This is a genomic window from Caldicellulosiruptor changbaiensis (assembly GCF_003999255.1).
In the GTDB taxonomy this organism is placed as follows: Bacteria; Bacillota; Thermoanaerobacteria; order Caldicellulosiruptorales; family Caldicellulosiruptoraceae; genus Caldicellulosiruptor; species Caldicellulosiruptor changbaiensis.
This window is the reverse complement of record NZ_CP034791.1, coordinates 1,736,557-1,749,763: the sequence shown is the minus strand read 5'-3', so window position 1 is coordinate 1,749,763 and position 13,207 is coordinate 1,736,557. Positions and strand designations below refer to the sequence as shown.

General features: G+C 34.5%; 9 protein-coding genes and 1 pseudogene. 9 read left to right on the top strand and 1 reads right to left on the bottom strand.

Annotated elements, in window-relative coordinates; genetic code table 11:
• The first annotated feature begins 4 nt into the window (after positions 1-4).
• From ELD05_RS08680 to ELD05_RS08665, 4 genes and pseudogenes are all read left to right on the top strand, one after another.
• Positions 5-1,381, top strand: a complete 1,377-nt coding sequence (locus ELD05_RS08680; protein WP_011917080.1) for a VanW family protein — start codon at positions 5-7, stop codon at positions 1,379-1,381.
• A 14-nt stretch (positions 1,382-1,395) separates the two neighbouring features.
• Complete coding sequence (locus tag ELD05_RS08675; protein ID WP_127352113.1) at positions 1,396-2,061, top strand: DUF2225 domain-containing protein; 666 nt, start codon at positions 1,396-1,398, stop codon at positions 2,059-2,061.
• A gap of 71 nt (positions 2,062-2,132) precedes the next feature.
• The gene (locus ELD05_RS08670) at positions 2,133-2,732 is read left to right on the top strand and encodes a hypothetical protein (protein WP_127352112.1); all 600 of its coding nucleotides are present in this window, start codon (positions 2,133-2,135) and stop codon (positions 2,730-2,732) included.
• 154 nt (positions 2,733-2,886) lie between these two features.
• Positions 2,887-4,107: pseudogene (locus ELD05_RS08665) on the top strand (RNA-guided endonuclease InsQ/TnpB family protein).
• Between the two features lie 51 nt (positions 4,108-4,158).
• On the opposite strand, the gene ELD05_RS08660 reads toward ELD05_RS08665, so the two are convergent.
• On the bottom strand, positions 4,159-5,073 hold the full coding sequence (locus ELD05_RS08660) for an ArsR/SmtB family transcription factor (protein WP_011917083.1): 915 nt from the start codon (positions 5,071-5,073) through the stop codon (positions 4,159-4,161).
• A gap of 351 nt (positions 5,074-5,424) precedes the next feature.
• Here ELD05_RS08660 and ELD05_RS08655 point away from each other — a divergent pair, with 351 nt between their 5' ends.
• The 5 genes from ELD05_RS08655 to ELD05_RS08635 all read left to right on the top strand — a co-directional run bounded on the left by ELD05_RS08655 (position 5,425) and on the right by ELD05_RS08635 (position 13,132).
• Positions 5,425-6,324, top strand: a complete 900-nt coding sequence (locus ELD05_RS08655) for a carbohydrate ABC transporter permease (RefSeq protein ID WP_127352111.1) — start codon at positions 5,425-5,427, stop codon at positions 6,322-6,324.
• Positions 6,325-6,345: 21 nt separating this feature from the next.
• Complete coding sequence (locus ELD05_RS08650; RefSeq protein ID WP_127352110.1) at positions 6,346-7,980, top strand: ABC transporter substrate-binding protein; 1,635 nt, start codon at positions 6,346-6,348, stop codon at positions 7,978-7,980.
• 129 nt (positions 7,981-8,109) lie between these two features.
• Positions 8,110-9,069, top strand: a complete 960-nt coding sequence (locus tag ELD05_RS08645) for an ABC transporter permease (RefSeq protein WP_127352109.1) — start codon at positions 8,110-8,112, stop codon at positions 9,067-9,069.
• Between the two features lie 29 nt (positions 9,070-9,098).
• Positions 9,099-11,621, top strand: a complete 2,523-nt coding sequence (locus ELD05_RS08640; RefSeq protein WP_127352108.1) for an alpha-L-arabinofuranosidase C-terminal domain-containing protein — start codon at positions 9,099-9,101, stop codon at positions 11,619-11,621.
• A gap of 14 nt (positions 11,622-11,635) precedes the next feature.
• Complete coding sequence (locus ELD05_RS08635) at positions 11,636-13,132, top strand: arabinan endo-1,5-alpha-L-arabinosidase (protein WP_127352107.1); 1,497 nt, start codon at positions 11,636-11,638, stop codon at positions 13,130-13,132.
• Positions 13,133-13,207: the final 75 nt, after the last annotated feature.

The window sequence follows — 13,207 nt, the reverse complement described above, 5'->3', positions numbered from 1 at the left end:
TGAAGTGAGAAGATATGTTTTAATTGGGATTGTAGTAGCGCTTTTGGTTTTAGCAGGAATTTTGGGTTATACACTTTATAGCAATGTAAAGCAGGTCTTGAACACAGATAGAATCTATAAAGGTATTTACATTGAAAACACACCTGTTGGAGGCTTGACAAGGGCAGAGGCGTATGAGCTTTTAGAAAATACTTATCTTGAGCCGTTGAGAAGCAAAAAGATTGAGGTTGAAGTTGATGGAAATGAGTACAAACTGGACTATGCATCTCTTGATATTAAAATAAACATAGGTGAGGCAATTGAGCAGGCTTATTCCATAGGAAGAAAAGGGAATATCTCAAGACGGTTTAGAGAGATCAGAAGAGTCTATGATCATCCTGTTGTGATAAGGCTTAAATTTGAATACAATGAAGGAAAGCTTAAAGAGTTTGTGGATGAACTCTTTGAGAAGTATTATGAATCTCCTGTAAATGCGAGCATTAGAAAGGTAGGAAATCAATTTGTTATCACACCTGAAAAGCTGGGAAGAAAACTTGATTATAATGATCTTATAAATAAATTGAAAGATATGATTAAAAACAAGAAAGAAGGAAAAGTCAGAGCAAGGTTTGTCCAGATCGTTCCGAGAATAACAAAAAATGAGCTTTCTAAGATTAAAGAGGTGATTGGTTCATTTACAACAAAGTTTGATGCATCAAACAGAGCAAGAAGTGAGAATATTAGAATTGCTGCAAGGAAAATAAATGGAAGCTTAATAATGCCAGGTGAAGTGTTTTCCCTATCCAAAGTAATTGGGCCTGTTACAGTTGAAAATGGTTTTAAGATTGCCAAGGTTATTGTTAACAACGAATTTGTCGACGGTGTTGGTGGGGGGCTTTGCCAGATAGCAACCACTATGTACAATGCAGTATTAATGGCTCAGCTCAAAGTAGTTGAAAGAGTTCCACACTCAGCTTTGATTTCTTATGTGCCGCCAGGACGTGATGCTACAATTGCTTCAGGTTCAATTGATTTTAAATTTAAAAATACAACCAACGCACCAATCTATCTTGAAAGTTATACCTCTCAAAATACTGTCACTATTAATTTTTATGGTAAAAATACTCATAAAGGCGAAGTGGTTAAATTTGAATCAGAAGTTTTAGAAAAAGTGCCTTATAAGAAGGTATACAAAAACGACCCTATGTTGCCAAAGGGAGTACAAAAGTTATCTAATAAGCCTCAAAATGGACTGAAGGTCAAAACTTATATGCTAATTTATGAAAATGGCAAGTTAAAAGAAAAAAAGCTTTTATCCATTGATTATTACAAGCCGGTAAATGCTATAATATTGGTAGGTACAAAAGAGAATACCACTGTAAATTCTTCTGTCTACAACTAAGAGGGGGCTTTTTTATGGATATTTACGAAAAACTACTGACTTGTCCTGTCTGCCAGAGCACTATTAAAGCGCCATTTGTTAAAAGTTCAGCAATTTACGTAGAGAAGAGAGACACAGACCTGTGTGTCTACTACAAAGGCGTAAATCCTCTTTTGTATGATGTGGTTGTTTGCGGGGAATGTGGTTATGCAGCTTTGCACAAAAACTTTGGAAAGCTCACCAAATGGGATATAGAGTCGTTAAAAGAAAAGGTGCAACAAAAGTGGGTAAAAAGAGAGATCCCGTTTGAAAGAACAGTAGATGATGCCATTACATTGTACAAGTTAGCTTTAATTACAGCAACGTCTAAAAGGAAAGTCAACAAATATGAGATTGCAGGAATTCTGCTTCGGATTTCATGGCTGTACAGACTAAGTCAAAATAAAGAAAAAGAACTTGAGTTTCAAAAACTTGCTCTTCAAACATATAAGGATGCTTTTGAACATGAAGAAGGATCAGGAGACGAAATAGATTTGGCAACGGTCATGTATTTAATAGGTGAGCTTTCGAGACGAATAGGTGACCTCGACGAGGCAAGAAAATGGTTTTCAAAACTTATATCAAGTAAAGAATCCAGACACAATCCTCACATTCTTGAACTTGCAAGAGAGCAGATTCAGGCTTTGAAAGATATGGAATAGAATACAAGGGAATTGGTAAAAGAAATATGATATAATCTTTTTATAAAATTTGAAATTTCAGGAGGTAAAAGATGCCAGAAAGTGATGTTCTGCAAGCTATATTTGCAAGCCTTGAAAAGATTAGTGTGCGACTTGATACTATTGATAAAAGATTAGATAGAATTGAACAGAGGCTTGAAACGGTTGAACAGAGGCTTGAAACGGTTGAACAGAGACTTGACAAGGTTGAGCAGAGGCTTGACAAAGTCGAGCAGAGGCTTGACAGAGTTGAGGAAAGGCTTGACAGAGTTGAGGAAAGGCTTGACAGAGTTGAGGAAAGACTTGACAAAGTAGAAAAAAGACTTGATATTGTGGAGATGAGACTGGACAAACTTGAAGAGAGGGTTGCAAGATTAGAAGAAGAAGTTCAGGTTATCAAACAAGACATTGTAATATTAAAGGAAAATGACAAAGAGCTGACAAGAAGAATGAATGCTGTATATGACCAGGTTGCATTCTTGACAGAATTTAGAACAGAGATGATTATGTTCAGAGATGAAGTGTACAAGAGATTTGACAATTTAGAGCAGCAGACAGGAAGATTAAAAGAAGGATTTGAATATTTGCGTGACATGACAGTTGAACATGAAATTGATATTCGGTTTTTGAAAAAAGTTGTAAGAGCTTCATAGTTTACATAGAAAGTAATTAAAAGCTTGAGAGCTCGAAAGAGGGGAACATTCCCCTCTTTTGTTTTATCTTAAATCAGGCAAGAAGACTCCATCTTCTACAAAATGGAGATGAATTGTTACAAAAAATGCGATATAATATTTTAGGTGATGCAAAATGTACAAAACACAGATAAATCACATAAGATGTGATAAGCAAACATACAAGCTACTGCGGATACTGTGTCATTTTTCAAAAAACCTGTACAACTATGCTTTGTATAACTTAAGACAGCACTATTTCAAAACTCGGCAATATCTGCGATATGAAAGTGTATATCATCTTGTAAAGGAAAATGAAAACTACAGACTTTTGCCTTCGCAGGTTGCCCAGCAAACACTTATTTCTGTAGACGAAACATTTAAATCCTTTTTAGGTCTTTTGAAAGCCAAAAAAGAAGAGAAAACAGATAAAAAAGTTTCAATACCAAAATATCTGCCAAAGGATGGGATGTACCAGATTGTTTTTCCTAAGGATCAGTTCAAAATGGAAGGCAGAAAGATACGTTTGAGTCTTAGCAGGGGTTTTGCGAAAGAGTTTGGTGTAAAGATACTTGTATTTTGAACTGCCACAAAACATTACAGGCAAAAAGCTCAATGGAGTCAGGATAATACCGAAGTTTCATGGCAGATGGTTTGAGATTGAGTATGTGTATGAGGAAGAAGAACAGATGAGCATTCTTGACCCGAGCAGATATTTAGTGATAGATTTAGGAGTAAACAATTTTGCTGCTATTGTTGATACCATTGGGACTGCCTTTTTGATAGAAGGCAGGTATTTAAAATCAGTCAACCGATGGTACAACAAGGAAAGAGCAAGACTGCAGTCAATTTACAGCAAGCAGGGGATAAAATCTGGTAGAAGACTTGCTCAGATTTCTCTTAGAAGGCAACATATAATATTGAGAACTTTTTGAATCAAACGGTCAACTTAATAGTTAAGCATTGTTTAAGTAATCAAATAGGCTGGGTAGTAGTAGGGAAAATGAAGGAGATAAAACAAGAGATAAATCTTGGCAAAGTAAACAATCAAAACTTTATGATTATACCGTATGATAAGTTCAAGAAAAAACTCAAATCAAAGTGTGAGGAGTATGGGATCGGGTACGTTGAGGTAGATGAAAGTTTCACGTCGCAGAAATGCAGCAGGTGCGGAGTTATAAGGAAGAGTAATAGAAAGCACAGGGGATTGTATGTTTGTAATGAATGTGGATATGTGATTAATGCAGATATAGATGGAGCGATAAACATACTTGCGAAAGTAGCTGGTGAATCTGCTATAAGGCAGATAACCAGTAGTGGGTGTGTGAACCACCCTGTTAGAATAAGGGTAGCTTAAGAAGTTACCAAACTTCTCACGAAGCCTCCACCTCTTTAGGTGGATGGTAGTTCACACTTCCTCATAAAATATTCGGAACTTTATATCCTGGTCATAGTTTCCAAAATTTCTTCCAAAAAGAGTAACTCCTCCAATGTTCTTTGCGTGATCAGGTACAGCAACTCTGAATCTTATTTCATTTTTGGACTCAATATCAATATCTTTTATAGTGACATTAGAAATTTTAAATCCGTCTATATATGTCCCATCTTCTGAAACCGAAAGAAGTTTTAAAAGTCCATACTGGTTCCAGTTAGGGAACCACCAGTCAGGTGTAAAGATTCCTTTAGTCTCTCCTCCGAAATCCCCTGGGCTTGTCCAGTAACCAAGTTCAACTCCATTTAAGTAAAAGTATATATCTGAAGGCCAGTTTTCACTAACACCTGGGGCTTCTGAAGAAATTTCAAATGAAATCTGAATTTCAACAGCTTTTTGATTTTGGCGCAGAAAATTGGGGATTATATATTCTACATAACCCTTTGTAAACCAGATAATATCACAGTTAACATGTTCAGGATGAGCAAAGTATTTGGGGTCATCCACTTCTCCAATTAACTTGTCTTTTGTAGCAAGTCCGCAGGTTGGATAAACCTCAAAGATAGAATAATTACCCACTTTGATTTCGCACTCATATAATTTTTGAGGATGCTTTGTGACAATATTAATAATTATTTTGTCTTCAACAAGACGGCAAATCTTTTGATTGCCATGTTTTCCTGAAGCTGCACTGATTGTAACAATCCCAGCAGCAATTAACTTTTTCATGTGCTGAGTAACTGCACCATTTGTAAGTCCAAGTTTTTGCGCAATTTCGTTCATATTCATTTCACGATGCTTACTCAGAAGGTTTATAATTTCTAATCTTGCATCAGAAGCTAAGGCTTCAAAAAGTATTTTTGCTTCTTTGAGATTGTCTATTTGTTTCATGATTTTTATTCCACCCTTTTTTATAGATTTAAACATTTTTATTTTAGCTGGTTTTAAAATAATTTGCAAGATAGAATATGAAGTATTTTCAGTTTTATTCAAATAAATTTTTAAAAAACTAAATATATTTGCTATTTAGTTACTTGTACATATACAAGTTCTATAATTTTTTTTGAAATATGCTTGACAAAATTTAAAAATATTTATATAATGTAATTACAAAGTTGAAATCAAAATCAAATATTTTAGAAAATAATAAAACAAAATAAGGAGGTACGAAATGATATAAGACAAAAAACACGTAATCCATGAAAAGAATCTTAATTAAAAAGTAAGGAAGGTGGGATTAAAGTGAATTCCCATTCAATAAGACAAATTAGAAGCGACAAGTTCTTTGATGTTTTCAATTATTGTATAATGCTATTAGTCCTAATAATAGTTGGATATCCAATGTATTTTGTTATAATAGCTTCATTTAGTGATCCTGACTTAGTGAACAGAGGAGAAGTGTTGTTTTGGCCTAAAGGTTTTACTCTTCTGGGATATCAAAGATTATTCCACTATCCACAAATTGTGACAGGATATAAAAATACAATTCTTTATACTATTGTGGGCACAGTTGTTGGTGTTTTTTTAACATTATCAGCTGGGTATGCAATTTCACGTCGAGACTTGTTCGGTAGAAGGTTTATAATTTTAATGTTTACTTTCACTCTTTTCTTCAACGGAGGTTTAATTCCTACATATCTTTTAGTCAAAAGCCTTGGTTTGTTAGATACATTCTGGGTGATGATAATTCCAACTGCCGTATCAGTTTTTAACGTAATTATTGCAAAGTCATTTTATGAAGGCAGTTGGATTGATGAACTAATTGAAGCAGCTCGGATTGACGGATGTGGCGACTTAAGGTTTTTCTTCATGATTGCTCTTCCGCTATCAGTTCCTCTTATAGCAGTTATGACTTTATTTTATGCTGTTGGCAAATGGAATTCTTTCTTTGACGCTCTAATTTATTTAAAATCTCCAGAAAAGTATCCACTGCAGCTTGTTCTGAGAGACATTTTAATTTCTAATCAGGTAACGATGGGAGGTGCTATGCAAGATGTAAGTGATATAACACAGCGTCTCAAAACTGCACAACTTGTTAAATATTCTATAATGATTATTTCAAGTTTACCAATTTTGGTGTTTTATCCTTTTGTTCAAAAGTATTTTGTAAAGGGTATTATGTTGGGAGCTATTAAAGGTTAAAAAGAGGAGGAGGTTTAGGAAATGAGAAGGAAAAAGTTTTTAAAGAGATTATCATGGTGTGTAATTGTTTGCTTTGTTGTTTCTATAATTGCTGTCTCCACAATGATGCTTGTTAGTGCATCATCCAATTTCAACAAAACTGGCTTTCCAATAGTTAAAAACAAAGTAACACTTACAATTTTAGTAAATAATTACAGTGCAGATATGCCCAAGGATTATAATGAGTACAATCAATTCAAAAGATTAGAGAAACTAACAAATGTGCATATTAAATGGATTATGCCAGGTAGCCAATTTGCTGAGAAAAAGAGCTTAATGTTAGCAAGCGGAGATTTACCAGATATTATATTTGGTTGCACAGATTTTGAGTTAGCGAAGTATGGTGGAATGGGTGTTTTTAAACCGTTAGAAAAATTGATTGATCAATATACTAATAACCTAAAAAATATATTCAAAAAACATCCGGCAACAAAAGCATTAGTAACTGCACCTGACGGACACATATATACAACTCCTCGTGTTAATGAAGGACCATGGATGTATAGAGAAGGTATGGGAGTTGGAGTAATAAATGTAAAATGGATTAAAGATTTGGGGCTTAAAATGCCTACTAATATTGATGAATTTGAGAAGGTGATGATAGCATTTAAGACAAAAGATCCTAATAAGAACGGAAAAGCTGACGAGATACCAATCACAGCTATTGGTAATCCGATGGAGATGCATGGATTGGGATATTTAATGGATTCGTTTGGAGTTAGTGCGAGATGGTATTTTGCTGATGTTAGAAATGGAAAAGTTGTATTTTTAGGAACATTGCCAGAATACAAAGAGGCTATTAAATGGTTGAGCAAACTATGGAAAGAGGGACTTATTGATAAAGAATGGTTTACCCAAGATTATGCTAAGAAAGCTTCAAAATTAAACGCTCAGCCTTACATTGTTGGTTATGCAGATTTATGGGATATAAATGATGATTTTTCGTCCAAAAAAGCTCATGATTACTATGATTACATGCCTCCGCTCAAAGGACCAAATGGTAGGAAACCTGTTATGTACAGAGCGGCGTATCCTGGATATGATAGATGGGGTGCGGTAATAACAAGAGCTTGTAAGATGCCTGAAGTTGCGATTAGATACATTGACACGATGTATGATGAGAAGATGTCAGTTGAACTTATTGAGGGTGAATTTGGAGTAAGACTTAAGAAAAGTCCAGAAGGGTGGTACTATATTCCTGATCCACCAGCTGGTATGAATCAGCAACAGTGGCGTTGTAAAGTATCCCCTGCACACAGCGTTCCTTGGGCAGTTTTTGAAGATCCGGGTTATACAAAGATCTTGAGACTTACCTATACTGATCAGAAAGTTAACTTTATGAAAAAATATGTAGCACCATATGCAGATCCTGATCCATGGCCACCAGTATTCTATTCAGCAGATGAAGCTGATAAAATGAATCAGATTCAAACCAACTTGATAAATTACGCAAATAGAAAAGCTGCTGAATGGATAATGAAAGGTACAATCGATAAAGAATGGAATGCATACATTAAAGAACTAAATAAGATGAAATTGCAAGAATGGTTGAAAATAAATCAAGCCGCATATGAAAGATTTATGAAGAATCTTAAAGCATTCTCTTCTGGTAAATAATAAAGTAACAATTTACAGTGGTTTGATAATAATAGAGAGAGGCTGTCTTATCCATTTTTGAGACAGCCTCTCTTAAGCAAATATGTACATTTTTTGCTTAGTCAGTTGATGAAGAGAGGGGAATACTAAATGTCTGATACAACCATTCCAACAAAAGGCGCTTTTGAAATAAAGCAAAAGAAAAAAAGAATTGCATTGAAAGAATTTAAAAATAGTTTGGGATTATATATTTTGCTGTTGCCCACTTTAATTTATGTAATTGTCTTTCTGTATATTCCTATGTATGGTGTAATTATTGCTTTTAAAGACTATAATCCTTTAATAGGAATAATTAAAAGTAAATGGGTAGGTTTCAAATATTTTTATGATTTTATTACTGCATATAACTTTGGTCAGTTGTTATTCAATACATTGACTCTCAGTGTTTATGGTTTTATTGTAGGGTTTCCTCTTACCATAGCATTTGCACTACTTTTGCATTATTTACCTAATAAACCACTTCAGAAAGTGGTGCAAAATGTTACATTTGCTCCTCACTTTATTTCGACAGTTGTAATGGTAGGAATTTTGCAAGTTTTTTTAACAGATCAAACAGGAATAGTGAATTTGCTTTTAAAAAAGATAGGACTTGAATCTATTAATTTTTTGGGTAGTGCTGCGCTTTTTAAACATGTTTATGTATGGTCAGATATTTGGCAGCATATAGGCTGGAATGCGATTATCTATTTGGCTGCCTTAACAAACGTGGACCCTGAGCTTCATGAAGCTGCAATAATTGATGGAGCAACAAAATTACAAAGAATCAAATATATTGATTTACCAGCAATAATGCCAACGGTAATTACTTTGCTATTACTTGGAATAGGAAATATTATGTCTGTTGGCTTTGAAAAGGCGTATTTAATGCAGAACAATTTAAACATTGAATCTTCTGAAATTATTGCTACATATGTTTACAAACTTGGTTTAATAGGAGCTCAATGGAGTTTTTCAACTGCTGTGGGTTTATTCAATTCTGTTATCAATTTTGTGTTGTTGATAAGTGCGAATATAATATCTAAGAAAACGTTGGGTCACGGGATATGGTAAAAATTCTCATGTGAGGTGCAAAATAGGAAATGAAATTAAGAAGAAATTTAATTTTTTTTGTTTTGATAATTTTTTTAGTTTCTATTTTAGTAGGAGGATATTGGATGCAGCAAGAGAGCGTAGCATCTGAAAGATCATCAAGTAGTAATATTTTCCAGGAATCGATATCAATAGATGTAAACAAAAAAGGTATTGCTATTAGTCCAATGCTCTATGGTGCCTTTTTCGAAGATATAAACTCAGGTGCTGATGGAGGGCTTTATGCAGAGCTTGTTCAAAATAGGTCATTTGAATTTCCAGACGGTCTTCAAAGTTGGGATATAAGCGCAACAGGAAATGATAAAGTTGAGTTTTCTGTAGAGGACAAAGATAGTATTAGCAGTAAAAATCCACATTACCTTCGAGTGGAGGTAAATAAAATTGACAAAGGCGTAAAAATAGTTAACTATGGTTACAATGGTATAACTATTAAATCAGGAGAATTCTATAGGTTATCTTTATATGCAAGATCTCCAAATAACAAAATCAATACCATTATAGCAACCATTGAAGATGACAATGGAAAGATAGGGGCAAAGGTTGAAGTAAAGGGAATAACAAATGCTTGGAAACAATATGAGCTGCCCTTTAAAGCAGCTAATACAATTTCAGATGGTCAACTTGTAATAAAAGTAGCTAAAGAAGGAATATTAGATTTGGACATGGTATCTCTATTTCCTCAGAAAACATGGAAGAATAGAAAAAATGGATTAAGATATGATATCGCAAAGCTTATTGCTGATTTGAAGCCAGCTTTTTTAAGATTCCCCGGTGGTTGCATAGTAGAAGGAAGGACAATGGCAACCGCATATAGGTGGAAGAATACCATAGGTGATATTTCAGAGCGTCCAACAATAGAAAACTTATGGGGATACTATCAGTCGTTTGGTTTAGGATTTTATGAGTATTTTCAGTTTTGTGAGGACATAGGTGCAGAACCTGTGCCAGTTATAAACTGCGGTATGGCTTGTCAAGCAAGAAATGGCGATATGGTAGATATAAATAAGCTTGATGAATACATTCAGGATGCTTTAGATTTAATTGAGTTTGCAAATGGGGATATAAAAACAAAATGGGGTTCTGTGAGAGCTAAGTTAGGACATCCGAAACCATTTAACTTGAAATTCATAGCCATAGGAAATGAACAATGGGGGACAGATTATTATATCAGATATGAAAAGTTCTATGATGCAATCAAAAAGAAATATCCTAACATAAAGGTGATTTTTGCAGCTGGACCTGCTCCAAGTGGAAAGATATTTGATGATGCATGGACATGGGCTAAAACGACGAAGAAGGCAGATATAATTGATGAGCATTATTATATGGCACCCGAATGGTTTTTGATGAATACGGATAGATACTCAACATATGACAGAAAAGGCCCAAAGGTATTTGTGGGGGAATATGCTGCGCATGGACTTGGGAGGAGAAATAATTTAGAAGCTGCACTTGCAGAAGCTGCTTATTTATTGGGTTTAGAGAAAAATTCAGATGTTGTATTGATGGCATCTTACGCACCACTTTTAGCAAAACAATATGCCACACAATGGGAACCAACTCTTATTAAGTTTAATAATGAAATGGCCTATGCAACACCAAATTATTATGTTCAAAAAATTTTCAATGAAAATAAGGGAAAGTATATATTACCAATTACTCTCAAAACCACATCATCTAATAAATCAGCAGATATTACTGGCATGGTCGGGCTTGGTACATGGATTACAGAAGCCGAGTTTAAAGACTTTAAAGTTATAGACAACAAAACTAAAAGAACGCTTTTTGCTGATAATTTTAAAGACTCATATGGCAAATGGCAAATTGTAAGAGGAATGTGGAATATAGAAAATGGGATATTTTCACAGACAAGCAATGCTGAAAACTGCTACGCTGTTGCTGGAGATTCAAATTGGAGCAATTATACCATTCAAGTTAAGGCAAGAAAAGTAAGTGGTAATGAAGGATTCTTGATTATATTCGGATTAAAGGATTCAAACAATTATTATTGGTGGAACATTGGAGGATGGGGAAATACAACAACAGCCATTGAAAGATGTGTAAATGGTACAAAGTATATTGTTGGAAAATCAGCAAATGTTACAGTTATGCCCAACAAATGGTATGATATCAAAATTGAATTGGATGGTAATAGAATTAAATGCTATCTTGATGGGAAATTGATTCATGATGTAGTTGACAACATGATTATCAAAGACATTTATGCAAATGCCTCAATAGATTCAAACAATGACATTATAATAAAAGTAGTCAATATATCTTCCTCAAATAGAAAAGTTAGAATCAATCTAAATGGGATTGCTAAAGACAAGATTAATCCAGAAGGTACAGCAATAGTACTAACATCCTCTAATTTGGAAGATGAAAATAGCTTTGAGCAACCAAATTTAATAACTCCCAAGACAAAGAAAATAAAGGGAATAAGTAATAGTTTTGACTATACTTTTGATAAATATTCGGTTACAGTTTTAAGAATTAAGACGAAAAAGTGATGGAGAGGATTAAAATGAGTGTGGGAAATAAAAATTTGATTTTAAAAGGTGGACTTTTAATTCTTCTTTGTGTAATAGTTGTTTTAGTAAATGTATTAGTCTTTGCCTTAGCAGGTAAAAAAGATATTAGCGCTTCGTCAACCAAGAATATTAAAGTAACTTACCCTAAAGCACCTCCAAAAATAACCTTATATGATCTGTCAATTATAAACGATGAAAAGAAGTGGACGGTCAACAATGTTCATGACCCTGCAATTATCAAAGCTGATAACGGATGGTACTATATATACTCTACTGATGTAAAAGTTGGAGGTGTGCCAAAACCAGGAATACAAATTCGAAAATCAAAAGATTTGATTAACTGGCAGTTTGTTGGATATGTATTCAATGGAAAAGATTATGTTTATGGTGGTATTCCAAAAGGTGCTTATGAATGGACCCAGGCAACAAATCTTTGGGCTCCAGATATAAAAAGGATGAATGGAAAATACTACCTTTATTATGCTGCATCTCAATTTGGAAAGAATCAATCGTATATTGGTTTAGCCACAGCTACAAATCCAGAAGGGCCATGGAAAGACGAAGGTGAGGTTATAAAAACAAAACAGGGTGATGTTGTCAACGCAATTGACCCATGCCTTACATTTGATGCAAATGGTCAGCCCTGGCTTGTGTATGGTTCTTTCTTTGGGGGAATATATATAATCAAAATTGATAAAAAAACAGGCAAGCCCGCTGAAAAAGGGTTTGGTAAGTTAATTGCAAGAAGAGATATGAGTGTTCAAGATGCAATCGAAGGACCGTATATCATTTACAATCCAAAATTTAAAAAATATTATCTTTTTGTCTCATATGATTCGCTGTTTAACGATTACAATGTTCGTGTTGGAAGGTCAGACAAAATTACTGGACCTTATGTGGATTACAATGGCAAACTTATGACTGATATTGAATCTCCCCCTTCTGAAGTTGGAACTAAGATTTTGGGCGGTTACCATTTCGAAAATGATGATGGTTGGATTGCACCAGGACACAACTCTGTACTGATAGATGGGAATGATTATTATATAATCCATCATGCAAGAGGAGCTTTGGATAAAAATTGGCCTTATCTACATGTACGGAAAATCCTTTGGACAGATGATGGATGGCCTGTTGTATCACCTGAGAGATATGCGGGTGAAAAAGAACAGGTTCTGTCTAAAGACTTGGTTGTTGGTATTTGGGAAAGGATAGTGCTTGACCCGTATGATTATCTCCAATCGGAGCCTGTAAAAATTACTCTTCTTAAGAGTGGAAAGATAAATTCTGAAAATAGTAGCGACTTTTGGACATTTGTTTCCCCAAATACGATAAAACTAAACTGGTGCAAAGATAAAACCAAAAAGATTTATGAAGTTGAAACTGTCAAGGTCATACCAGCATGGGATTGGGAGAACTGGAAGCCCACCTTAGTCTTCACTGGTCTTAGCAACAAAGGAATTGCGGTTTGGGGGAAGAAAGTAAAATAAAGAGCTTGTAAAGAGTCATACGAGTTAAAAAAGTTTGCGGGGTATGACTCTTTGAAAATAAATTCCGAAAATAAT

Bases quoted from the DNA above. Each gene is read 5' to 3' on its own strand.
- ELD05_RS08675 (WP_127352113.1), top strand. From the start codon at position 1,396: ATGGATATTTACGAAAAACTACTGACTTGTCCTGTCTGCCAGAGCACT.
- ELD05_RS08670 (WP_127352112.1), top strand. From the start codon at position 2,133: ATGCCAGAAAGTGATGTTCTGCAAGCTATATTTGCAAGCCTTGAAAAG.
- ELD05_RS08640 (WP_127352108.1), top strand. From the start codon at position 9,099: ATGAAATTAAGAAGAAATTTAATTTTTTTTGTTTTGATAATTTTTTTA.
- ELD05_RS08650 (WP_127352110.1), top strand. From the start codon at position 6,346: ATGAGAAGGAAAAAGTTTTTAAAGAGATTATCATGGTGTGTAATTGTT.
- ELD05_RS08645 (WP_127352109.1), top strand. From the start codon at position 8,110: ATGTCTGATACAACCATTCCAACAAAAGGCGCTTTTGAAATAAAGCAA.
- ELD05_RS08635 (WP_127352107.1), top strand. From the start codon at position 11,636: ATGAGTGTGGGAAATAAAAATTTGATTTTAAAAGGTGGACTTTTAATT.
- ELD05_RS08660 (WP_011917083.1), bottom strand. From the start codon at position 5,073: ATGAAACAAATAGACAATCTCAAAGAAGCAAAAATACTTTTTGAAGCC.